General features: G+C 63.7%; 19 protein-coding genes. 9 read left to right on the top strand and 10 right to left on the bottom strand.

The annotated features are described in order from the left end of the window. The first annotated feature begins 13 nt into the window (after positions 1–13). The 3 genes from pstA (at position 14) to phoU (ending at position 3495) form a co-directional block, all read left to right on the top strand. Positions 14–1684 carry a phosphate ABC transporter permease PstA gene (pstA, locus tag AAGW23_RS01885; RefSeq protein ID WP_342404658.1) on the top strand — a complete coding sequence of 557 codons (1671 nt, stop codon included), beginning with the start codon at positions 14–16 and terminating at the stop codon, positions 1682–1684. A gap of 80 nt (positions 1685–1764) precedes the next feature. Continuing rightward, positions 1765–2595 carry a phosphate ABC transporter ATP-binding protein PstB gene (pstB, locus tag AAGW23_RS01880; protein WP_045423577.1) on the top strand — a complete coding sequence of 277 codons (831 nt, stop codon included), beginning with the start codon at positions 1765–1767 and terminating at the stop codon, positions 2593–2595. 174 nt (positions 2596–2769) lie between these two features. Beyond that, positions 2770–3495 carry a phosphate signaling complex protein PhoU gene (gene phoU / locus AAGW23_RS01875; protein WP_342404657.1) on the top strand — a complete coding sequence of 242 codons (726 nt, stop codon included), beginning with the start codon at positions 2770–2772 and terminating at the stop codon, positions 3493–3495. Between the two features lie 59 nt (positions 3496–3554). Here phoU and AAGW23_RS01870 read toward each other — a convergent pair whose 3' ends face one another. Next, positions 3555–4469 (bottom strand): LysR family transcriptional regulator, encoded by a 915-nt coding sequence (locus tag AAGW23_RS01870; RefSeq protein WP_342404656.1) that lies wholly within the window; start codon positions 4467–4469, stop codon positions 3555–3557. A gap of 88 nt (positions 4470–4557) precedes the next feature. Here AAGW23_RS01870 and AAGW23_RS01865 point away from each other — a divergent pair, with 88 nt between their 5' ends. Then, entirely contained in the window at positions 4558–5505 is a 948-nt protein-coding gene (locus AAGW23_RS01865) for a DMT family transporter (protein WP_342404655.1), read from the top strand. Positions 5506–5521: 16 nt separating this feature from the next. Here AAGW23_RS01865 and AAGW23_RS01860 read toward each other — a convergent pair whose 3' ends face one another. The 5 genes from AAGW23_RS01860 to AAGW23_RS01840 form a co-directional block, all read right to left on the bottom strand. Further along, positions 5522–6895, bottom strand: a complete 1374-nt coding sequence (locus AAGW23_RS01860; RefSeq protein WP_342404654.1) for a GTPase/DUF3482 domain-containing protein — start codon at positions 6893–6895, stop codon at positions 5522–5524. 147 nt (positions 6896–7042) lie between these two features. Further along, positions 7043–8437 (bottom strand): DUF2868 domain-containing protein, encoded by a 1395-nt coding sequence (locus tag AAGW23_RS01855; RefSeq protein ID WP_342404653.1) that lies wholly within the window; start codon positions 8435–8437, stop codon positions 7043–7045. A 63-nt stretch (positions 8438–8500) separates the two neighbouring features. Continuing rightward, entirely contained in the window at positions 8501–9979 is a 1479-nt protein-coding gene (locus AAGW23_RS01850; protein ID WP_342404652.1) for a tripartite tricarboxylate transporter permease, read from the bottom strand. 24 nt (positions 9980–10003) lie between these two features. Then, on the bottom strand, positions 10004–10504 hold the full coding sequence (locus tag AAGW23_RS01845) for a tripartite tricarboxylate transporter TctB family protein (RefSeq protein WP_342404651.1): 501 nt from the start codon (positions 10502–10504) through the stop codon (positions 10004–10006). 13 nt (positions 10505–10517) lie between these two features. After that, the gene (locus AAGW23_RS01840; protein WP_342404650.1) at positions 10518–11495 is read right to left on the bottom strand and encodes a tripartite tricarboxylate transporter substrate binding protein; all 978 of its coding nucleotides are present in this window, start codon (positions 11493–11495) and stop codon (positions 10518–10520) included. A 209-nt stretch (positions 11496–11704) separates the two neighbouring features. On the opposite strand from AAGW23_RS01840, the gene AAGW23_RS01835 reads away from it, so the two are divergent. Further along, entirely contained in the window at positions 11705–12895 is a 1191-nt protein-coding gene (locus AAGW23_RS01835; RefSeq protein WP_342404649.1) for a CaiB/BaiF CoA-transferase family protein, read from the top strand. An 86-nt stretch (positions 12896–12981) separates the two neighbouring features. On the opposite strand, the gene AAGW23_RS01830 is transcribed toward AAGW23_RS01835, so the two are convergent. Continuing rightward, the gene (locus AAGW23_RS01830) at positions 12982–14094 is read right to left on the bottom strand and encodes a glycerophosphodiester phosphodiesterase (protein WP_342404648.1); all 1113 of its coding nucleotides are present in this window, start codon (positions 14092–14094) and stop codon (positions 12982–12984) included. Positions 14095–14248: 154 nt separating this feature from the next. On the opposite strand from AAGW23_RS01830, the gene AAGW23_RS01825 reads away from it, so the two are divergent. Further along, the gene (locus tag AAGW23_RS01825) at positions 14249–14764 is read left to right on the top strand and encodes a dihydrofolate reductase (RefSeq protein WP_342404647.1); all 516 of its coding nucleotides are present in this window, start codon (positions 14249–14251) and stop codon (positions 14762–14764) included. Between the two features lie 90 nt (positions 14765–14854). Next, the gene (locus tag AAGW23_RS01820) at positions 14855–15517 is read left to right on the top strand and encodes a YitT family protein (protein ID WP_342404646.1); all 663 of its coding nucleotides are present in this window, start codon (positions 14855–14857) and stop codon (positions 15515–15517) included. Between the two features lie 4 nt (positions 15518–15521). Here AAGW23_RS01820 and AAGW23_RS01815 read toward each other — a convergent pair whose 3' ends face one another. Then, positions 15522–15977 carry a metallophosphoesterase family protein gene (locus tag AAGW23_RS01815; RefSeq protein WP_342404645.1) on the bottom strand — a complete coding sequence of 152 codons (456 nt, stop codon included), beginning with the start codon at positions 15975–15977 and terminating at the stop codon, positions 15522–15524. 103 nt (positions 15978–16080) lie between these two features. Between AAGW23_RS01815 and AAGW23_RS01810 the strand changes: the two genes are divergently transcribed. Then, a complete protein-coding gene (locus AAGW23_RS01810) occupies positions 16081–17199 on the top strand; it encodes an NAD(P)/FAD-dependent oxidoreductase (RefSeq protein WP_342404644.1) in 1119 nt (372 codons plus the stop codon). On the opposite strand, the gene AAGW23_RS01805 is transcribed toward AAGW23_RS01810, so the two are convergent. Further along, positions 17200–18591: a uracil-xanthine permease family protein gene (locus tag AAGW23_RS01805; protein ID WP_342404642.1), complete on the bottom strand. Its 1392-nt coding sequence runs from the start codon at positions 18589–18591 to the stop codon at positions 17200–17202. Between the two features lie 283 nt (positions 18592–18874). Then, positions 18875–20713: a dihydroxy-acid dehydratase gene (ilvD, locus tag AAGW23_RS01800; RefSeq protein WP_342404641.1), complete on the bottom strand. Its 1839-nt coding sequence runs from the start codon at positions 20711–20713 to the stop codon at positions 18875–18877. A gap of 477 nt (positions 20714–21190) precedes the next feature. On the opposite strand from ilvD, the gene AAGW23_RS01795 reads away from it, so the two are divergent. Next, positions 21191–22039 carry an alpha/beta hydrolase gene (locus AAGW23_RS01795; RefSeq protein WP_342404640.1) on the top strand — a complete coding sequence of 283 codons (849 nt, stop codon included), beginning with the start codon at positions 21191–21193 and terminating at the stop codon, positions 22037–22039. Positions 22040–22074 lie beyond the last annotated feature (35 nt).

Raw genomic sequence — 22074 nt, 5'->3', positions numbered from 1 at the left:
AAGGTATCGATCCGTGAAAAAGGATTCGCTGAAAACCTGGATCAAGAGCGGCAGCCCCTGGGTCTGGATGAACGCCGGCGCCGTATCCATCGCCGTGATCATGACCCTCGGCCTGCTGGCGGTGATCGCCGTGCGCGGCCTGGAGCATTTCTGGCCGGACGACGTCATCGTCGCTGACTACCAGATTCCGGGTGCCGAGCCGCGGGTGATGGCCGGTGAAGTGGTACAGGCTGAAGAAGTGCCCCGTGCACGCCTGGCGGCCAGCGGCTTGCCGGTGGACGTCGAAGGCGGCGAGTTCATGACCCGTGAGCTGCTCAAGGTCGGTAACCGCGAAGTCTATGGCGCGGATTTCTCCTGGGTCGTTGGCGAGTGGCTGAGCAACTCGCGCAAGCCGGCCGATCTGGTGGCGCTGGAGCGCCGCGAGTGGGGCAACTTCTATGGCGAGCTGTTGAACGTCAAGGAAAGCGGCCAGCTGGTCGCCGAGGGCGAGGCGGCATGGCCAGAGCTGCAAAAGCGGATTGAGCGCATCGACGAGCTGCATGCTGACATTGCCAAGCTGGAGAAGGTCGACATCGGCCGCATCAACCATGGCCTGGAACGCCTGCGCCTGAAAACGCGCAAGCTCGAACTGGATGATAAGCTCGACGCGGCCGCCCAGGCTGAACTGGATGCCGAGCGTGCGCAGTGGGACGCCGAGTACAAGGCGCTTGAAGGTGAGTTGACCTCGCTCTACACAGGCTTCAATCGCGACAGCATCACCATGCGCACCATGGACGGTCAGGAAAAGGAGATCAGCCTCGGCAAGATCGTGCGTGCCTACCGCCCGAACGCCATGTCGACGCTCGACAAACTGGGCTTCTACTTTGCCAAGGTGTGGGAGTTCGTCAGCGACGAACCACGTGAAGCAAACACTGAAGGCGGCATCTTCCCGGCAATTTTCGGCACCGTGCTGATGACCATCATCATGGCGGTGATCGTCACCCCGTTCGGTGTGATCGCTGCGGTCTACCTGCGTGAATACGCCAAGCAAGGCGTGCTGACCCGCATCATCCGCATCGCGGTCAACAACCTCGCCGGGGTTCCCTCGATTGTCTACGGCGTGTTCGGCCTGGGCTTCTTCGTCTACGTCCTGGGTGGTTCGCTTGATCGGATCTTCTACCCCGAAGCCGCTCCGGCGCCGGTGTTCGGTACACCGGGCCTGATGTGGGCATCTTTGACTCTGGCGATTCTGACGCTGCCAGTGGTCATCGTGGCCACCGAGGAAGGCCTGGCCCGTATTCCGCGTATTCTCCGCGAAGGCTCGCTGGCGCTGGGTGCGACCAAGTCCGAGACGCTGTGGAAAGTGGTTCTGCCGATGGCCAGCCCGGCGATGATGACCGGCCTGATCCTCGCCGTGGCCCGTGCCGCCGGCGAGGTAGCACCCTTGATGCTGGTGGGTGTGGTCAAGCTGGCGCCGAGCCTGCCGCTCAACGGTAACTACCCCTACTTGCACCTGGATCAGAAGATCATGCACCTGGGCTTCCATATTTATGACGTCGGCTTCCAGAGCCCCAACGTCGAGGCGGCGCGGCCACTGGTCTATGCGACGGCCTTGCTGCTGGTGCTGGTGATCGCGACGCTGAACCTCTCGGCCGTCGTGATCCGTAACCACCTGCGCGAAAAATACAAAGCGCTCGACCACTAATAGCCGACAGACCCGCTGGTGGCCCGGCGCTGCAACGATCGCAGCCCGCGCTTCTAGCCTCCAGCGATACGGAGACATCCATGTCACAAGCAAAGACGCATTCCATCGACATCTCGGCGCTGGGTCGCGACAAGCGCGCGCTGAGCCTGGCCAATGAAGCCGTGGCCATCGAAGTGCCTGACCTGAGCCTCTACTACGGCGAAAAACAGGCGCTCTACAACGTCAGCATGAACATTCCGCGTCAGCGCGTAACGGCCTTCATCGGTCCGTCCGGTTGCGGCAAGTCGACCCTGCTGCGCTGCTTCAACCGCATGAACGACCTGGTCGACGGCTGCCGCATTGAAGGCGCCATCAACCTCGACGGCCACAACATCTACCGCAAGGGTGAAGACGTTGCTGATCTGCGTCGTCGAGTCGGCATGGTGTTCCAGAAGCCCAACCCGTTCCCCAAGAGCATCTACGAGAACGTGGTCTACGGCCTGCGCATCCAGGGCATCAAGCAGAAGCGCGTGCTGGACGAGACCGTCGAATGGGCGCTCAAGGGCGCGGCGCTGTGGGAAGAGGTTAAGGACCGCTTGCACGAATCGGCCCTCGGTCTTTCTGGTGGTCAGCAGCAGCGTCTGGTCATTGCCCGCACCATCGCTGTGCAGCCTGAAGTGCTGTTGCTCGACGAGCCGAGCTCGGCGCTCGACCCGATCTCCTCGCTGAAGGTCGAAGAGCTGATCTATGAGCTCAAGGCCAAGTACACCATCGTCATCGTCACCCACAACATGCAGCAGGCCGCGCGGGTGTCGGATTACACCGCGTTCATGTACATGGGCAAGCTGATCGAATATGGCGACACCGATACGCTGTTCACCAATCCCGAAAAGAAGCAGACCGAAGACTACATCACCGGTCGCTACGGTTGATGCCATGGGAAATCTCCTCTGGCTTTGTCGGGCGCGCTTGCCGTACTACTCGTACTGTCAGCGCGCGCCCTCCGCGCCAGTGAAGATTTCCCAAGGGCCTCAACGTTAACTCGACAATTTTCAGGTGCGCTGCGCACCAGAGCCGCCTAGCGGCAGCCTCCTCGGAGCGAAAAGATGAACAGCAAAGACAGTCATACGCAACACATCTCCCAGCAGTTCAACGCCGAGCTGGAAGAGGTGCGCAGCCATCTCCTGGCCATGGGTGGCCTGGTGGAAAAACAGGTCAACGATGCGGTCACCGCGCTGATCGATGCCGATTCCGGGCTCGCGCAGCAGGTGCGCGACGTGGATGACCAGATCAACCACATGGAACGCGACATCGATGAAGAGTGCATCCGCATCCTCGCGCGCCGCCAGCCGGCGGCCTCCGACCTGCGCCTGATCATCAGCATTTCCAAGTCGGTCATCGACCTGGAGCGCATCGGTGACGAAGCCACCAAGATCGCCCGTCGCGCCATCGAACTGTGCGAAGACGGCGAGTCGCCGCGCGGTTACGTCGAAGTGCGCCACATCGGCGATCAGGTGCGTCGGATGGTGCAGGAGTCGCTGGATGCCTTCGCCCGTTTCGACGCCGAGCTGGCGCTGTCGGTGGCGCAGTACGACAAGACTGTCGACCGTGAGTACAAGACCGCGCTGCGCGAACTGGTCACCTACATGATGGAAGACCCGCGCTCGATATCCCGCGTGCTCAGCGTGATCTGGGTGCTGCGCTCGCTGGAGCGGATCGGCGACCACGCCCGCAACATCGCGGAAATGGTGATCTACCTGGTGCGCGGCACCGACGTCCGCCACTTGGGCCTGACCCGAATGGCTGAAGAAGTGGCCAACAAGCGCAGCTGACTGGCTGGTGCGCGGGTGCTCAGCGGGTGGCCCACCGACGGCTTTTCGTCCTAGGGCACTCAGCGCCCCGCCAAAGTCTCGCTCAGGTAATCGATCAGCACCCGCAGCTTGGGCGGAAGGTGCAGGTTCTGCCGCCACAGTAGCCAGGCCGCACCCTGGTAGGAGCCGGTGTAGCGCCATTGCGGCAGCACCTCGCGCAAGCGTCCCTCCGCCAGTGCCTGCGCCGCGGTGAACTGCGGTAGCACGGTAAGACCGATATCGCCCAGCGCTGCCTCCAGCCGCGCTTCACTGTGGTTGCAGATGTAGCGACCGCGCACCGTCACCACTTCCTGCTCGTTGCCGCAGCTGAAATGCCAGCGGTTGTCGCCTGCACGCTCACCCAGATACAGGCAACTGTGCCGCAGCAGTTCCTGCGGGTGCTGGGGCTCACCGTGCAGGCGTAAATATTCCGGGCTGGCACAGGGCAGTTGGCGCACGGCTCCGAGGGGCTTGCCGACAAGGCCTTCGGGCGGTTGATCAGTGACCTTCACCAGCAAGTCGAAGCCATCCTCAATCAGATCCGGGCTCTGATCGCTGATCTGCAACTGCACATCGACCTCGTCGTAGCGCCGCAGGAAGCCCGGCATCAAAGGGCTGATGACGAACTTGCCGTAAGCCTTGGGTACGCTCAGGCGCACCAGTCCGCGCGGGCTGCTCATTAGACGCTCACCGATGGCCATTGCCTGATCGGCGGCATCCAACATCGTGCGGCAGTGGCTGTAGAACTCGCGACCGGCTTCGTTTAGCCGCAGTTGTCGCGTGGTGCGCTCCAGCAGTCGAAGCGACAGGGACTGCTCCAGTCGCGCGATCTGGCGGCTAACCGCCGAGGCGGTAGTGCCTAGTTCACGGGCTGCAGCGGAGAAACTGCCGGCCTCGACCACACGCACAAAGACCGCCATGCCCGGCAGCAGAGCGGCGCTTTCATTCGTTCTCATGGCGCACAAGTCCTTTTCTGAATCGCTGGATTATCGATCTCAGCGCAGCAATGGACAATCGACTCGTTAGTTCAGACGGGCAATCGAAATGCAGAACTTGGCTGGTATGGCGCGACGCAACCTCTGGCTGGCTGATGCCATGCTGCTGGCGGTGGCGATCATTTGGGGCAGCAGCTATGCGGTGGCCAAGCAGGCGCTGTGGTTCTATCCGGTGTTGGGGTTTCTGGCCATTCGCTTCGGGCTGACCTTCGCCCTGTTGTTGCCGCAGTTGCGCGGAGCCGGGCGACGAGCGATTCGTCCGGGCCTGCCGCTGGGGCTGGTCATGCTCGGAATTTTTCTGTGCGAAACCTGGGGCGTGATGCTGACCAGCGCCAGCAACGCCGCCTTTCTCATCAGCCTGTGCGTGGTGTTTACCCCCTTCGTGGAGTGGGCGATGGTCCGCCAGCGTCCGAGCAAGCTGTTGTTTGCCGCCTGCGCGCTGTCGCTGGCAGGCGTCTGGCTGCTGACAGGCGGAGCGCAGATGGCCCTTAACTTGGGTGACGGGTTGATGCTGGCCGCAGCGCTGTTGCGCGCCGTGCTGGTGTGCCTGACGCGACGGCTGACAGCGGATCAGCAGATGCCGGCCCTGGCATTGACAGCGGTGCAAAGCGGAGTAGTGGCCTCGGGTTGTCTGCTGCTCGGCCTGTTGCTGCCCGAGGGCTTGCCCGCTTTGCCGCAGAGTCCAGCATTCTGGGCCGCGACCTTGTACTTGGTGGGCTTCGCCACCTTGTTTGCACTCTACGCACAGAATCTGGCGTTAGGGCGAACCAGTGCAACACGGGTGTCGCTGCTGATGGGGTCCGAACCCCTGTTTGGCGCGTTGATCGCCGGTGTCTGGCTGGGCGAGCGGCTGGGTGTGCAGGGCTGGATTGGCGGGCTGATGATCCTCCTGGCCACCCTGGGAACCCTGTGCTTTGGCCGTACCCAGCGGCCCGCCGGAATCGAGCGGGGCGCCAACCACTCAGGTTGCCGCCCGGTGCTGACTGAGACCCCGTGAAGGGCAGGTGCATAGCTCAGCTCTTGCGCAGCTCAGCCTGTAGCGCCTTAAGCGCTACTTGGCGTTCATTGTCCTGCAAGCGGGCTCCCGTGTTCAGCGAGGACCATTGCGGATGCGCGCGACAGCGGTGCAGCGCCTCGGGCAGCTTGCTTTCGCGCCAGGTCTTGTCGTCCGGCGCATCGAGACGGATCGCCTCCAGCGCGGCGTGCCCACGGGCGGCCAGGGCGATCAGCAGTTGACGTTGTCGCAGGGCCAGCAGGCGCAAAACCGCATCGTCAACCGTTAGCTCGCGCTGGCCCTTGAGTTTGTCCAGCAGCCGATTGCCATAGTGCCTGGCGGTCTGCGCACCACCGCCGGCAAGTGCGCCCAACAGCGCCGCGGCACCCATGGTGATGCCGCCGACCATGAGGTCGACTCCGGCACCGGCGGCGGCGCCGGCCGCCATCCCGCCGCCGATTTTCACGCCCAGCTCCTTCAGCGTTTCGGGATTGAACAGGTCGTCGCCCCAGCGTCCGTCGAGCAGCGGCAGATCGGCCGCCGCGGCATCCTGCGGGCGAAAGCCATAGAGCCGCAGCAGGGCTTCGACGCAGCCCTGTTCGCGGGCGCGTACGGCGTCATGCAGCTCACGGATGGCGCCGCGCTCGAGGTCTGGCTGCGCCGCCACGCTGCGGCGGCAGGCGGCAACGTCGACCAGCAGTTCGGCGATCAGGCGGTTGCCTTCGCTCAGCCGCATCTCGACCTGGGCTTCATGGTCGTCGATCAGGCGCTGCAGCTTGGGCCGCGACTGCTCCAGCAGCAGCGCCAGGCTCTCATAGAGGCGACGCTCGCCATCGATCGGCGGCGCCACGCTGTCGAAGCGCACCAGTGCATGCAGGCCCAGCCGCGCCAGGGCTTCGCGCCACTGTTCCTCGCGATGCCCAGGCTGCGCGACGAAGTTGAGCACCGGCAGCAGCGGTTTGCCGCAGCCGGCCAGCACCGCCAGCTCGTCCTTGTACTTGGCCAGTACCGGCTCGCGCGCGTCGATCACGTAGAGCCCGGCATCGCTGGCCAGCAACTGGCGCAACACCTTGGCTTCCTGCTCGAAACGCTGGCGCGCCTCGCTGCCCTCGAGAAACCGCGTGGTGCGGGCCGGGCCGTCGAGGCGCTCGCCGGGGCGCTCGATGCGCTCCAGATGGTCGAGCAGGGCGATGGCATCTTCCAGCCCGGGCGTGTCGTAGAGCTCCAACAGCGGTTCGCCATTGACCGACAGCCGCGCGCCTTCGACGTGACGGGTGGTACTCGGTCGATGAGAGACCTCGCCAAAGCTGACATCGCGGGTCAGGGTTCGCAGTAGCGAAGTCTTGCCGACGTTGGTATGACCGACCAGGGCGAGTTTCAAGGGCGCGCTCATGTCCGCGACTCCAGGTTGGCGTTTATGAGCGACGCGGCATATTGTGCGTCCGCCGCGCGCCCGTGTAGGAGCCAGCTTGCTGGCGAACCCGGCTGCGCGGCCGATCTGATCGCCAGCAAGCTAGCTGCTAACGGAACCGAGCCAAACTCAATCATGGCCAGTCTCCAGCCAGGTCATGGGGGCGCCTCCCGAATGGGGCAGGCCGAGCCCCTCTAAAGCCTGGTGCCAATCCTGCAGGCGATGGCTGTCCAGCGCTTCGCCAGTGGGCGGTTGCAGCAACCAGATGCGGCTCTCTGCGGCGCAACGGCTCAGCTCGCCGATCAGGGCCAGCGTGCCGCGGTCTGGTGAGCGCCGCGGATCGCAAGCGATGGCCAGGCGCTGCGGTGGGAAACGGGTCAGCTGTTCCAGCAGCCGTCGGCGTTGCTCGCGATCATCCAGCACGCCTGCATCGGCGACCGTTTTCGGCAGTTTGGGCGGCCAGGGATGGCTCTGGTCCAGCTCGATGCCGACCAGCACCGCGCCCTCGCTGCCGTCCAGTTGCGCTCCGGCGCTCGGCGCATGCAATTGTGGCGGCGCGGCATCATTGATGCCCAGGCGTTCAGTGGGTGGCTGAAGCCGCTCACGCAGCAGCCGGTAGGCTGGAAGCTGCAGGTCAAGCCGCAGCTGTGCCCGTCCACGCCGCCAGCGCCCCAGGCAGACCAATGCCAGCAGCAGGCGCGGTAGCAGGCCGTAGATCAGCACCACGCCAACTAGCCAGCCAGCCCAACTTTGACGCGCGCTTTCTACTCCGTTGACCAAGTCACCGCTGGCGCGGATCTGCTCGATGTCCGGCACGCTGAAACCCAGCAGCGACGGCAGCACGCCGAGCGCCTGTGTCAGGCCGATGAATGCGTCTTCGCCAAGGATGGTGGTTTCCCAGACAAAGCCGTAACGCCGCGTGGCGAGCAGCGCGAGCAGCGTCACCAGGGCGCTGCTCATCGCAACCAGCCATAAGCCGTGCGCGCCCAGCCCCAACAGCCAACGCCCGAGCCGTCGCTGTTCCAGCACCGTCAACAGGGCCGGCGCCAACTGCACCGCGCGGGCGTCGCGGGCCAGCTTTTCGCTGAGCCAGAGCCACAACCGACCCAGCGCCCCGCCCGCGTCGCCCGCGAAGAGAAAACCCAGCAACCAGCCCAGCAGCGTCAGGAGATTCAGCCCGAGCAGGCTGCCCAATGCCCAGAACACATTGACAGGTCGTACGCCGTCGCCCAGCGCCGCAAGCGCCAATCCGGCCCCGGTAACCAGCGCCAGCAGCAGCAGCGCATACCCGGCCAGCCGCGCGCCTTGCCGCCAATGACGCAGCGCCTCGATCAGGCCGTCGCGGCGAGCCAGCCAAAGGGCGCGGTATTCGATCAGCTCAGGCAGCGCCCCACCTTGCGCCCGGGCTTGCCGGTTGGCCTCGGCATCGTCCAGCGGGCCGGCATGTTCTTCCCGCAGGCGCACGGCTTCGGTCAGCCAGAGGCGGTCGAGGGGGTTCGGTGAGGCTGGGAGAGGTGCAGGCACACGGTTTCTCGTAGAAGGGCTCGGTTCTGAGGATAACCGGTGCCGGCCGCAAGGGCGAACAGCTCAGCGCACCCGGATTCGCTCCTGCCAATAACGCCTTACCGCGAAGAAAAGCGACAGCGCGGTGAGCACGATGAAGATCCAGGTAATCGGCCCGCGGAAGAAGATCATCGGGTCTCCGCGGCCGATCAGTAGCGTGCGCCGCAGGTTGTCCTCGAACATTGGCCCGAGAATGAAGCCCAGAAGGAAGGGCGCTGTCGCGAAGCCGGTACGGTTGAACAGATAGCCAATCACGCCAAAGAGCAGCATCAGGCCAATGTCGAACAGGCTGTTGTTCACCGCAAAGGCACCGTAAACGCAGAACATCAGCACGATGGGGAGGAGGATAGCCTTGGGAATCTCGGCGATCAGCGAGAAATACTTGATCACGCCGTGACCGACGAACAGCAGCACCGCCGAGCTCAGCATGATCCCGCAGAACAGCGCGTAGACCAGCGTCAGGTTCTCCTGAAACAGCACCGGGCCGGGCGTCAGCCCATGGATCATGAAGGCGCCAAGGATGATCGCGGTAATGACGTCGCCGGGGATGCCCAGCGATAGCAGCGGAATGAGGGTTGCGCCGGCCACGCCGTTGTTGCCTGACTCGGCCGCGGCGACGCCTTCAAGCTCGCCCTTGCCGAAGTTCGCCCGGTTGGCCGAGCGCCGTTTGGCTTCGCTGTAGGAGATGAAAGACGCCGCGGTGGCGCCGGCGCCTGGAATGGCACCAATGATTACGCCGATAAAGGAGCCACGCACAATGGTGACCAGGCTGGACCTGAGTTCGCCCAGCGTCAGGCCGGCTCCACTGGAGGCAGCGCGGATATGCGGGCCGGCCTTCTTCAGGTAGAAATCGATCACCTCGGGTATCGCGAACAGGCCAATCAGCAACGGCACGAAGGACACCCGGTCCATCAGGTTGTAGTTATCGAACGTCAGGCGCTGGCTGCCGTACACCGCATCCATACCGATCATGGAGACGATGACGCCGAAGCTGGCGGCGATCAGGCCCTTGACCGGCGAGTCGCCCGCGATGGAGACGATGATGGTCAGCGAAAAGCAGATCAGCCAGAAAAACTCTGGCGGCCCGAAATTGAGCGCAACCTTGGCCAGGTAGGAGGCAAACAGGATCAGCGCCAGGTTCGATAGCACATCGGCAATACAGGACGAGTAAAGCGCCATCTGCAGCGCCTTCTTGGCCTTGCCCTGTTGCGTCAGTGGATAGCCGTCGAGCAGGGTGCAGGCAGCGGCCGGCGAGCCGGGCGTGTGAATCAGGATGGCGGTGATCGAGCCGCCGTACATGCCGCCCTTGTAGATGCCGACCAACAGCAGAATTGCCGTCACCGGCTCCAGGGAAAAGGTGAAGGGCAAGGCCAGTGCTACGGCCATGGTCGCGGTAAGGCCAGGAATCGCTCCGATGACCACCCCAATCAATACGCCGATAAAGATAGCGATGAAATTGTCGACGCTGAGGAACAAGTCCAGGACTTCGGAAAAACCTTCCATTCGGTTACTCGCGTGAGGGCGCTGTCAGTTCCAGAGCGTGCCGGAGGGCAGCGGGACATTCAGTAAGTGGATGAACAGCAGGCTTACCAACCACGGCAACGCGATCGCCAGCAGGTAAAGCCAGGGCTTGCGCACGGGGTGAGCGGCAAACAACAAGAGCGTGCCAAGGATGCCAGCAGCGATGGCGCCGAGCAGGTCGAACAGCAGCCAGTAAGCGCCCAGCCCGGCCAACATCAGCAGCCAGCGCCGGGCCGGCGCACGTTCGGATTCGTCCTCTGCCGTTTGGGCCGGCGGCCGCATGCAACCCTCGACGATCAATGCCAGCGACAATGCCGCGATCAGCCAGCCCGCCACGCTGGGTAACCAGCGTGGCGACTGCATGGGGTTGTCGACCATGGGGGCTTCGTCGATATGGTTCGGCACCAGATAGAACAGGAACACCAGCGCAGCGATCAGCCAGAACGCGCCCAGCCAGGTGTTGAGATTGGCCCAGCGCGGGCGGCGCAGCGCAGTGTCGGTGGTCATGGCCGGCCTCCGATCAATTCAGCTCGGCCTGACCTGCGACGCGCTGCCAGCGCTGAACGTCCTCGGCGACGTAGTCACGGAAGCTATCGCCTTCTTCGGTCGCCGGCTCTCCGCCGATCTGTGCGGCGAAATCCTTGAAGCCCTGATCGTCCATGACCTTGTCCAGCGCGGTCTGCAGCGTGTCGACGGCCTGGTCGGACATCTGGTCGTCGGCGATCAGTCCGAACCAGGCGGTGGTGACGAAATCACCCAGGCCCAGGTCTGCGCCGATCTTCGACAGCGGCTCGACATCCGGCAGGTAGGGCGAGGCCTCTTTCGAGGTCACGGCCAGTGCCTTGAGTTTGCCGGACTGGATGTGTGACAGCACCGTTGGCATGTTTTCGAAGGAAACGTCGACGTCGCCGCTGAGCAGTGCCGGCAGTGCTTCGCCACTACCGCGGAAGGGCACGTGGGTCATCTTGGTGCCGGTCATGGTCTTGAACAGCTCGCCGGACATATGGATCGAGCTGCCGATTCCGGCAGAGCTGAAGGTCATCTCCTTGGTCTTGGCCGCCTCGACGAATTCTTCCACCGAGTTGTACGGGCTGTCGGCCGGTACGACCATGACGTTGGGGATTTCGATGATGTTGCGGATGAATTTGAAGTCGTTTACCGGTTCGTAGGGCAGCTTCTTGTAGATTACCGGGCCGATGGTGTGTCCCGGAGACGCCATCAGGATGGTGTGATCCGCGCCACGCCCGCCGCGGGCCAGTTGTCCGGTGGCCATGGTCGAGCCGGCGCCCGGCCGATTCTCGACGACCACCGTGCCGATCTGTTGCTGCAATAGATCGGCGACTTTGCGCGACAGCACATCCGTCGTACCGCCCGGCGCATAGGGCACCACCAGGCGAACGGTGTCGGTCGGCCAGTCGGCGGCCTGGGTCAGCGAGGCGAGGGGAAGCGTCGCGGCGAGGAGGAAAAGGCTCAGGGTGCGCTTCATAGTCAGGGGCATGGTGGTGTTCTCTTCTTGTAGTTGTTGTAAGTCTGCAGGTGTAACGATCAACCGACGCTGCCACCTTAAAAGGATCGAACCCTGACGGGAGTCCGATGAGCGAAAAACGGTTCGGTAATCGCACAGATGTTTGCAGGCCATCTGTTGTGGTTTCGACCCGCTTGCGCCAATTTCGTCGCCATCGCCCGTTCAAATATGTAGGAGAGTCGATGAGCGTTCTGCAAGGCATCAAGGTACTGGATCTGACTCGCATCCTCGCCGGGCCCTGGTCGACCATGGCCCTGGCCGACCTTGGCGCCGAGGTGTGGAAGATCGAAAGCCTGGAGGGTGATGACACCCGTAGCTGGATGCCGCCGGCCAAGGCCGGCATCTCCACCTACTACCTCAGCGCCAATCGCAACAAGCAGAGCCTGGCGGTGGACATGCGCAAGCCCGAAGGCCGCCAGTTGATCCTCGACCTGGCTGCGCAGGCCGATGTAGTCGTCGAAAACTTCCTGCCGGCGAGCCTCAAGCGCCTCGGTCTGGATTACGAAACACTGGCCGCGATCAATCCAAGGCTGATCCATTGTTCGATCACCGGCTACGGCCGCGGTAACCCGATGGAGAACCGTCCCGGCTACGACTTCATCATTCAGGCCGAGAGCGGCTTCATGTCGATCACGGGTGACAAAGAGGGCGAGCCGATGCGCCTGGGTGTTGCCTTCATCGATCTGGTCACGGGCATGAACGCGGTGCAGGGCATTCTCGCGGCGCTGTACGAACGCGAAAAATCTGGGTTCGGCCAGTCGGTGGACATCGCCCTGTCCGACAGTGCCCTGCATTTTCTGGCCAATGTCGCCTCTGGCTACCTCAATACAGGCAAGGTGCCGCAGCGCTACGGCAATGCTCACGCCAGCATCGTGCCCTACCAGCTGTTCAACACCGCGGATGGCAGCATCGCCCTGGCGGTGGGCAACGACGAGCAGTACCGGCGCTTGTGCCTGGAGGTGCTCAAACGTCCTGAACTCCACAGTGATCCACGCTTCACGCAGAACAAGGGCCGCACCCAGCATCGCGAGCTGCTGATTCCGCTGTTGCAGCAGGCGTTTTCGCAGTGGCCCAGCGAGGCCTTGATCGAAGCCCTGCGCGCGCAGGCGATCCCGGTCGGCGAAGTGAAGGATGTCGCTCAGGCCTTGGAGTCGGAAACGGCAGGCTATCGCGAGCTTGTCATCAGCGCCGAGCATCCGGTCGCCGGCGAGGTGCGCATGGTGCGCAGCCCGCTGCGCTTCTCGCGCACGCCGACGGTTGCCGCCAAGGCGCCGCCGCTGCACGGTCAGCACACCGACAGCGTGCTCAGCCGTGTGCTCGGCAAAAGCGAAGCGGAACTGGCTGAGCTGCGCCAAACGGGCGTGATCGGCTGACTCGCTCGCTCAGCGCCGATCACGTGGCATGACAAACCCGGACGCAGGAGTGCCCGGCCATCCTGGCCGGGGGGTAGCGCTGGGTGCTACTGTCCGCGCACCTTTACCGCGATATCCGGTTGATCGATGAACAGCCCGTCGATGCCGGCGTCGAGGAAGGCCTTGATGTCCGCCTCGACATTGCCGCGCTCAGCTGGGGAAGCGCCGTTGCGCAGATTGGTCGGTAGGAAGACGTTCTCGGCGCGGAAGGTGTACGGGTGTACCTGCAGGCCCGCCGCATGGGCATTCGGCACGAAGTCGGTGGGCTGGCCGAGATTGCCGTTGGCGTCACGCGGGATGATGTAGCTCTTTTCCGGGCCAACACCGGCGGCGTAGCGCGAGATGGCCTTGAGGCCTTCGGCGGTTGCCATCTGCGCGTAGGTCAGTTTGCTGCCGCGAACCTTTTGATCGTAGGGCTGACCGCCGCCAAACAGTTGGACCAGGCGCAGCTGCGTCATCCGGCTGAGGGTTTTCAGGTTTTCCACTTCAAACGACTGGATGTAGACCGGCGCGTTGCGGCCCGCATAGCCGTTGCGATGAAGAATGCTGACCAGCGGCTTTTCCATCGCCAGGCCAAGTGTCTGGAAGTGCGTCGGGTGCTTGGTTTCCGGGTACAGACCGATGCGGCGGCGCTCGCTCAGCTGCAGGGTTTTCACCAGATCGATGATCTCCTGCAGGGTTGGAATCTCCAGGCTGCCGTCGAGCCGAGCATTGCCTGGGCGAATTGTCGGGATGCGCTCGATGGCGCGCAGGGTTTTCAGCTCGGCCAGGGTGAAGTCCTCACTGAACCAGCCGGTGAGCTTCACGCCGTCGACCAGTTGCGTGCGCTTGCGGTCGGCGAACTCGGGGCGTTGCGACACGTCGGTGGTCAGCCCCAGCTCATTGTCATGACGGGCTACCAGCTGGCCGTCGCGGGTCATCACCAGATCGGGTTCGACGTAATCGGCACCCTGCAGGATCGCCAGCGCGTAAGAGGCGAGCGTGTGCTCGGGCACGTAGCCGCTGGCGCCACGGTGGGCGATGATCAGCGGATGGGGTTCATCGCGCCCGTGCTTTGCGGCAACCGAAGCATCGGGTGTGGCGGCAAACGCGGCGACCGGCAGCAGCAGGCTGCAGGCGGCAAACAGGTGGCGCAGGGTAAGGCGGCTGTGGCGGGCCATTGCGGGCGTCTCCATGGAAGGGGAGCGGTTAGCCTGAAGCTTGAGAATGACGACAGCTTGACGCTTCGGTAAACCGGATATGACCGTTCGATGATGCTGACGTGTATCTGGCGGTCGCTGACTGCTCCACTGACGCTCTGTTATTCTCGCCGCCATGAATCAGACCTCACTTCCCCTCGCAATGATCGCAGCTCTGGCGGATAACCGCGTCATCGGGCTGGACAATAAGATGCCGTGGCACCTGCCGGCCGATCTTAAACACTTCAAAGCCATGACCCTTGGCAAGCCGATCATCATGGGGCGCAAAACCTGGGATTCGCTTGGCCGCCCCCTGCCGGGACGGCTCAATCTGGTGGTCAGCCGTCAGCAAGGTTTGCAACTCGAAGGTGCTGAAACCTTCACCACGCTGGATGCTGCGCTGGTTCGCGCCGAGCAGTGGGCGCGTGAGCAAGGCGTCGACGAGCTGATGCTGATCGGCGGCGCGCAGCTCTATACCCAGGCCTTGGGTCAGGCGCAGCGGCTCTATCTCACCCGCATCGAAGCCAATCCCGCGGGCGACGCCTTTTTCCCCGCCTATGACGAAGCTGACTGGGAACGTGTCGACAACGAGGCACACCCGGTCGAGGGTGAAACGCCGGCTTACCGCTTCGAGACCTGGCAGCGGCGCTGAGCCCGTTACCCTCGCTTCCTTGACTGACGCCAAGTCCTGGCCTGGCGTCAGTGCTTATGCTTTCCGTCCGCTCCACACGAGACACTTTCCATGCACAACGACAAGCCGAGCCCAGTGCAATGCGACGCTGAGCAGGCGGAAACCATTGTCCCGCTATTCGTCCGTCACCCGCTCTGGGAGGATGCCCTTGCGCTGCTCTTGGGTACTGCGATGGTGGCGCTGGGGATCGCCTTCTACAGCCACGCCGGGCTCTTGACCGGAGGCACGGTCGGTCTGGCCTTTCTGCTCAAGTACTTCGCCGGCTGGCCTTTCGGGCTGGTGTTCTTCACCCTGAACATTCCGTTCTATCTGTTGGCCATCTGGCGCATGGGCTGGAGCTTCACGTTGCGCACCGTGATCGCGGTGGGACTGGTGTCGCTGCTGGCCGAGCTGACCCCAAACTGGATCCGCTTTGCCGAGCTGAACATCTACTACGCGGCGCTGTTTGGCGGTTTCGCCATGGGCGTCGGGCTGCTGATGCTGTTCCGTCATCGGGCCAGTCTCGGCGGGGTAAACATCCTTGCGCTGTTCCTGCAGGAGCGCATCGGCCTGCGTGCCGGCACTTTTCAAATGGGCATCGATGCGTTGATCGTGCTGGCGGCGGTCTTCATTGTGCCGCTTGATAAGGTCGCGCTCTCGGTGCTGGGCGCGGTGGCCTTGAATCTGGTGCTGGCAATCAACCACCGCAGCGACCGTTACATGGGCGTGAGCTGAGCGCTTAACCCAGCGTCACCAGCTGCGCTCGCGGCTGGCCGTCCTCGATGTCCAGCAGCGCCAGGCTGATGGGTAAGGTGAAGCGGCGGCGGCCGGCGCTTCCCGGATTGAGGAAGAGCACGCCGTTGACCTGCTCGATCTTCGGTTGGTGTGAATGGCCGGCAATCACCACGTCGACCTGCTCTGCAATCGGGTCGATGCCCATCGTCTTGACGTCGTGGGTTACGTAGACGCGCAAGCCGCCAATTTCCAGGTCCAGATACTCCGGGACCGCCACCGCCCAGTCACCGCTGTCGACATTGCCTCGGATCGCGTCGAGCGGCGCCAGCTCGCGCAACCTCTCCAGCACTTCGGGTTTGCCGATGTCGCCGGCATGGATGATGCGCTCGCAGCCTTGCAGCGCCGCGAGGGCCTCAGGTCGCAGCAGGCCGTGAGTGTCGGAGATGACGCCGATGCGCATGGTGGCTCCCGTTTTCGAAAGTGTCAGAGGATTGGGCAAGCGAGACTTGGCCCTGGTTCGATCTTGCGGCAGTCTGACGCTCGCCTAATCGAAGGGGAAACGCATGGAGCAGGTCGACTGTGTCGTGATCGGGGCCGGCGTGGTGGGGCTCGCGGTAGCCCGCGCCTTGGCTCAAGCTGGACGTGAGGTGTTGATACTCGAGGCCGAAGCGGCGATCGGTACCGGCACCAGCGCGCGCAACAGCGAAGTCATTCATGCCGGCATTTATTACCCGCAGGGCTCGCTGAAGGCACGGCTGTGCGTGGCTGGGCGCGACGCGCTCTATGCGTTCTGCGAGAGCCACGGCGTGCCCTACCGGCGCTGCGGCAAGCTCATCGTTGCCACCGATGACTCGCAATTGGCGGGACTCTATGCGTTACAGGCGCACGCCTTGGCCAACGGCGTAGACGATCTGCAGCGGCTCAATGGCGCTGAGTTGAAGGCATTGGAGCCGCAGCTCAACGCCGTGGCTGGCCTGTTGTCGCCCAGCACCGGGATCGTCGACAGTCACGCCTTGATGCTGGCGCTGCAGGGTGATGCCGAAACCGCGGGCGCGCTGCTGGCCTTGCTGGCACCAGTGGAGGCTGTTGAGGTGATGGATGACGGCTTGAAACTGGAAGTCGGCGGGGCTGAGCCGATGACCTTGCTCGCCAAGACGCTGATCAATTGCGCAGGTCACGCAGCTCCTGCGATTGCGTTGCGTACCAAAGGGTTGCCTGCTGACAAGGTGCCGTCGCGCTATTTCGCCAAGGGCAGCTATTTCAGCCTGGCGACGGCCACGCCGTTCCGCCATCTGGTCTATCCAATGCCCGAACCCGGGGGCCTGGGCGTGCACCTGACCCTGGACCTCGGCGGGCAGGCGCGTTTCGGGCCGGATGTCGAGTGGGTCGAGACCCTCGATTACGCGATGGACGAACGCCGCGCCGACCGGTTCTATGCCGCGATCCGCCGGTACTGGCCGGCACTGCCCGACGGTGCACTGCAGCCTGCTTACACCGGCATCCGGCCGAAGATCAGCGGTCCCGCCGAGCCGGCAGCGGACTTCCGTATCGACGGGCCTGCCGAGCATGGCATTTTGGGGCTGGTGAACCTGTTCGGTATCGAATCACCCGGGCTGACCGCGGCACTGGCGATTGCCGATGAGGTCTGCCAGCGCCTCGCTCAGGACCCGCGGACCGGTTGATTAGACGGGATCCTGCTCAGCGCAGGCCGGCGACTCAGGCAGGAACCAGTTCATCACCAGGGCGCAGATGCCGCCGGTGGCCACGCCGGATTCCAGTACGTTGCGCAGCGCTACCGGCAGGTTCGCGAGGAACTCCGGCACCTGAGAAAAGCCCAGGCCCAGCGCCAGCGAGACCGAAATGATGAGCAGCGCGCGACGGTCCAGCTTGATGCCCGCGAGGATATTGATGCCAGCGGCCGCCACCGCCCCGAACATCACCAGGGCGGCACCGCCGAGCACCGGCTCCGGAACCGCCTGCAGCACCCCGGCGACTGGCGGGAACAGTCCGAGAATCACCAGCATCACCGCGATCCACATGCCGACGTAGCGGCTGGCAATGCCGGTGAGCTGGATGATGCCGTTGTTCTGCGCGAACACCGAGCTGGGGAAGGTGTTGAAAAAGCCCGCCAGCAGAGAGTTCGCGCCGTTGACCAGCACGCCGCCCTTGATGCGCTGCATCCATAGCGGGCCTTCCACCGGCTGACGCGAAAGATTGCTGGTGGCAGTGATGTCGCCGATGGCTTCGAGTGAGGTGACCAGATAGATCACCACCATCGGAATGAACAGGCTCCAGGAAAAGCCGAGGCCGAAGTGTAACGGCATCGGCACCTCGAACAGTTCGGCTTCGCGCATGCCGGTGAAGTCCAGGCGGCCCAGGTAGGCGGCCAGCGCATAGCCGATGGCCAGCGCGATGATGATGGCGCAACTGCGCATCCACTGCACGGGCAGGCGGTTAAGCACGACGATGGCGGCCAGCACCACGCCGGACAGCAGCAGGTTTTCGCGGCTGGCAAAGGTGCCGTCGCCCATGGCCGCAAATCCGCCGCCCATGCTGATCAGGCCGACCTTGATCAGCGTCAGGCCGATCATCAGCACCACGATGCCGGTCACCAAGGGCGTGATCAGCCGCTTGATGAACGGCAACACGCGCGAGACGCCCATTTCAATGAACGAACCGGCGATCACCACGCCGAAGATCGCCGCCATCACGCCTTCGACCGGTGTGCCCTGCTTGACCAGCAGCACGCCGCCACCGATCAGCGGGCCGACGAAATTAAAGCTGGTGCCCTGCACGATCAGCAATCCGGCGCCGAGCGGGCCGAAGCGCTTGCATTGCAGAAAGGTGGCGATACCGGAGATCACCAGCGACATGGAAACGATGATGTTGGTATCCCGCGGCGACACGCCGATGGCCTGGCAGATCAGCAGGCCGGGCGTGACGATCGGCACGATGATCGCGAGCAGATGTTGCAGCGCAGCGAGAAAGGCGACCCATGGGCGAGGCCGACTATCAAGTCCATAGAGCAGCGCTTCGTTCGTGTCGCTCGCGTTGAGCTGTTCGGGGGCGTTCATGGGCATCCTTGCGGATTGAAAAGGAGCGCGATTCTACTGAGCGTGGTCGACCTCGCACAGGGCAAGCCGCCGGCAATCCGCAACGATCACGCGTCGTGAGATGGCGGGGGACAGTGCGCTGCGACAGCACAGCAAAGGCACGGTCACGGCGCATGCCGATCGAGGGCTATAGGCGTGCGCCGGCGAAGCAGGTACGGCTCTAGCTGAAGTGTCTTGCTCGTTGCACGGCAGGTATAAAAAGCCCGACACGACGGTCGGGCTATTTTCGCAGCAGTTCGAACGATCAGCCGTCCAGCATCGCCTTGTTGCGCACCGCGCCCTTGTCGGCGCTGGTGGCGAGCAAGGCGTAGGCCTTAAGTGCCGTGGTCACCTTGCGCGCGCGTGGCTGGGCGGGTTTCCAGCCCTTCTTGTCCTGCTCGATGCGGCGGTGGGACAGTTCTTCATCGCTGACCTGCAGTTGGATGCTGCGGTTGGGGATGTCGATCAGTACCTTGTCGCCGTCGCGCACGAGGCCGATGGCGCCACCGGCGGCCGCTTCCGGCGAGGCGTGGCCGATGGACAGGCCCGAGGTGCCACCGGAGAAACGTCCGTCGGTGAGCAGCGCGCAGTCCTTGCCCAGTCCCTTGGACTTCAGGTACGAGGTCGGGTAGAGCATTTCCTGCATGCCCGGGCCGCCTTTCGGGCCTTCGTAGCGGATGATGACGATGTCGCCGGCTTTCACTTCGTCATTGAGGATGCCCTTCACGGCGCTGTCCTGGCTTTCGAAAATCTTCGCCGTGCCTTCGAAGACATGGATGGACTCATCCACACCCGCGGTTTTCACCACGCAACCGTCGAGGGCGATGTTGCCGTAGAGCACGGCGAGGCCGCCCTCCTGGGAATAGGCATGCTCGACGCTGCGGATGCAGCCGCTTTCACGGTCAAGGTCCAGGGTGTCCCAGCGGGTCGACTGGCTGAACGCCGTCTGCGTCGGGATACCGGCCGGGCCGGCCTTGAAGAAGGTATGAACCGCCTCGTCCTGAGTCTGGGTGATGTCCCATTTGGCGATGGCTTCTTCCATGCTGCGGCTGTGCACGGTGGGCACGTCGGTGTGCAGCAGGCCGCCGCGGGCCAACTCGCCGAGGATGGAGAAAATGCCGCCGGCGCGGTGCACGTCTTCCATGTGGTACTTCTGGATGTTCGGCGCCACCTTGCACAGCTGCGGCACCTTGCGGGAAAGGTCGTCGATGGCGCGCAGGTCGAAGTCCAGCTCGGCTTCCTGAGCGGCGGCCAGCAGATGAAGAATGGTGTTGGTCGAACCGCCCATGGCGATGTCCAGGGTCATGGCGTTTTCAAACGCGCGGCGGCTGGCGACGTTGCGCGGCAATACAGACTCATCGCCTTCACCGTAATAACGCTGGCACAGCTCGACGACGGTACGGCCAGCGCGCAGGAACAGCTGCTCGCGATCGCTGTGGGTCGCCAGTGTCGAGCCGTTGCCGGGCAGGGCGAGGCCCAGGGCTTCGGCCAGGCAGTTCATCGAGTTCGCGGTGAACATGCCGGAGCAGCTGCCGCAGGTCGGGCAGGCGCTGCGCTCGTATTCCGCGACCTTCTCGTCCGAGGCGGTTTCGTCGGCAGCGATGACCATGGCGTCGACCAGGTCCAGGCCGTGGCTGGCCAGCTTGGTCTTGCCGGCTTCCATCGGGCCGCCGGAGACGAACACCACCGGGATGTTCAGGCGCAGGGCGGCCATCAGCATGCCGGGGGTGATCTTGTCGCAGTTGGAGATGCAGACGATGGCGTCGGCGCAGTGGGCATTGACCATGTACTCGACCGAGTCGGCGATGATCTCGCGTGAAGGCAGCGAATAGAGCATTCCGTCGTGGCCCATGGCGATGCCGTCGTCGACCGCGATGGTATTGAATTCCTTGGCCACGCCGCCGTGCTTCTCGATCTCGCGGGCGACCAGCTGGCCCAGATCCTTCAGATGCACGTGTCCTGGCACGAACTGGGTGAAGGAGTTGGCGATGGCGATGATCGGCTTCTTGAAGTCTTCGTCCTTCATGCCGGTGGCGCGCCACAGCGCGCGGGCACCAGCCATGTTGCGGCCGTGCGTGGAGGTTTTCGAGCGGTAATCGGGCATGACGGTTCCTGCGGCTAATCAGCTGGTCGAGTGGTGCTAATGGTGAGCGTCACCTGTGCCGCATGCAACGGCAGGTAGCCGTGCGTGCGCAGGGGCCGGATCGAGGCGGGGTATCGCTCGGGCGGCCTGGGCTCATGGCCCGCCGGGGGATAGCGGCGAGGAATGCAGGCGATTCTACGCGCGTTCCTGTCAGTGAGCCAAACGGCGCGATTACCGGCGCTCACCCAGGCTGGGTCGACTGCATCAACACCGGAGCTAATGATGCGTTATTCAGCCGGGACCAAGCGAAGCCGTTCATCCGCTTAACCGGTGCCTGAGGTGGCGCAGTGGGTTTTGCTGGCTAGGGTTGGTTCGGGCCGACTGGCCACCCGCTGCCGATAATCGGGCGGGTGACCCAGGCGGTGCCTTGCGTTCGGCTCGTATTTCGAGCAGGCGCCAACGTAGCTTCAGATAATCAGAACAAGAAGAGGAATACACATGCTGGACATCAAACTCGGCGGTATAGCCGCTGCGCTAGCCTTGGCGTTTTGCGGGTCTGCCATTGCTTCTTCGCTGCCGGACACACCCGGAGCGCCGTTTCCGAGCGTGACCAGTTTCGACCGCTCCGGCCCCTATGCCACGACAAGCCGCAGCGAAGGCCCGAACTGCCGGGTCTATCGACCTTCCACGCTGGGGCAGAACGGGGTGCGCCACCCGGTACTGTTGTGGGGCAACGGGACCGGGACGGGCCCTACCGCGTATTCGGGCCTCTTGTCGCACTGGGCGAGTCATGGCTTCGTCGTCGCCGCCGCAGAGACCTCCAATGCCGGAACCGGCCGGGACATGCTGGCCTGCCTCGACTACCTGGTGCAGGAGAGCAACCGCAGCTTCGGTACCTACGTTGGCGTGCTCAACACCGGCCGGGTCGGCACGTCAGGTCATTCCCAGGGCGGCGGTGGGTCGATCATGGCTGGGCAGGATGATCGCGTGAGCGTGACCGCGCCAATTCAGCCCTACACCATCGGGCTGGGGCATGACTCGTCGTCCCAGCGGAATCAGAAGGGGCCGATGTTTCTGATGTCAGGCGGCGGCGACACCATCGCGTTTCCGTATCTCAACGCGCAGCCGGTCTACACACGGGCCAATGTGCCGGTGTTTTGGGGTGAACGGCGCTATGTCAGTCACTTCGAGCCGGTCGGTGACGGTGGAGCCTACCGCGGCCCCTCAACAGCGTGGTTCCGATACCAGCTGATGGAGGACGAAACGGCGCGCAGCACCTTCTATGGTCGCTTCTGCGGGTTGTGCACCAGCTATCTTTGGACCGAGGAGCGCAAGGGTATCGAGTAAGGCGGTTAACGAAGCCCGGCACGCGTCTTGGTGTG

It is taken from the genome of Stutzerimonas chloritidismutans, assembly GCF_038562055.1.
Lineage (GTDB): Bacteria > Pseudomonadota > Gammaproteobacteria > Pseudomonadales > Pseudomonadaceae > Stutzerimonas > Stutzerimonas chloritidismutans_A.
Note: the sequence above shows the minus strand (reverse complement) of the source record. Positions and strands in the feature narration are given on the sequence as shown.

What these genes read in the sequence shown, in the direction of transcription:
- AAGW23_RS01835 (WP_342404649.1), top strand. Translation starts at nt 11,705, where the DNA reads ATGAGCGTTCTGCAAGGCATCAAGGTACTGGATCTGACTCGCATCCTC.
- ilvD (WP_342404641.1), bottom strand. Translation starts at nt 20,713, where the DNA reads ATGCCCGATTACCGCTCGAAAACCTCCACGCACGGCCGCAACATGGCT.
- AAGW23_RS01795 (WP_342404640.1), top strand. Translation starts at nt 21,191, where the DNA reads ATGCTGGACATCAAACTCGGCGGTATAGCCGCTGCGCTAGCCTTGGCG.
- AAGW23_RS01850 (WP_342404652.1), bottom strand. Translation starts at nt 9,979, where the DNA reads ATGGAAGGTTTTTCCGAAGTCCTGGACTTGTTCCTCAGCGTCGACAAT.
- AAGW23_RS01815 (WP_342404645.1), bottom strand. Translation starts at nt 15,977, where the DNA reads ATGCGCATCGGCGTCATCTCCGACACTCACGGCCTGCTGCGACCTGAG.
- AAGW23_RS01830 (WP_342404648.1), bottom strand. Translation starts at nt 14,094, where the DNA reads ATGGCCCGCCACAGCCGCCTTACCCTGCGCCACCTGTTTGCCGCCTGC.
- AAGW23_RS01840 (WP_342404650.1), bottom strand. Translation starts at nt 11,495, where the DNA reads ATGCCCCTGACTATGAAGCGCACCCTGAGCCTTTTCCTCCTCGCCGCG.
- AAGW23_RS01810 (WP_342404644.1), top strand. Translation starts at nt 16,081, where the DNA reads ATGGAGCAGGTCGACTGTGTCGTGATCGGGGCCGGCGTGGTGGGGCTC.
- AAGW23_RS01860 (WP_342404654.1), bottom strand. Translation starts at nt 6,895, where the DNA reads ATGAGCGCGCCCTTGAAACTCGCCCTGGTCGGTCATACCAACGTCGGC.
- AAGW23_RS01865 (WP_342404655.1), top strand. Translation starts at nt 4,558, where the DNA reads ATGCAGAACTTGGCTGGTATGGCGCGACGCAACCTCTGGCTGGCTGAT.
- AAGW23_RS01825 (WP_342404647.1), top strand. Translation starts at nt 14,249, where the DNA reads ATGAATCAGACCTCACTTCCCCTCGCAATGATCGCAGCTCTGGCGGAT.
- AAGW23_RS01805 (WP_342404642.1), bottom strand. Translation starts at nt 18,591, where the DNA reads ATGAACGCCCCCGAACAGCTCAACGCGAGCGACACGAACGAAGCGCTG.
- AAGW23_RS01845 (WP_342404651.1), bottom strand. Translation starts at nt 10,504, where the DNA reads ATGACCACCGACACTGCGCTGCGCCGCCCGCGCTGGGCCAATCTCAAC.
- phoU (WP_342404657.1), top strand. Translation starts at nt 2,770, where the DNA reads ATGAACAGCAAAGACAGTCATACGCAACACATCTCCCAGCAGTTCAAC.
- pstB (WP_045423577.1), top strand. Translation starts at nt 1,765, where the DNA reads ATGTCACAAGCAAAGACGCATTCCATCGACATCTCGGCGCTGGGTCGC.
- AAGW23_RS01870 (WP_342404656.1), bottom strand. Translation starts at nt 4,469, where the DNA reads ATGAGAACGAATGAAAGCGCCGCTCTGCTGCCGGGCATGGCGGTCTTT.
- AAGW23_RS01820 (WP_342404646.1), top strand. Translation starts at nt 14,855, where the DNA reads ATGCACAACGACAAGCCGAGCCCAGTGCAATGCGACGCTGAGCAGGCG.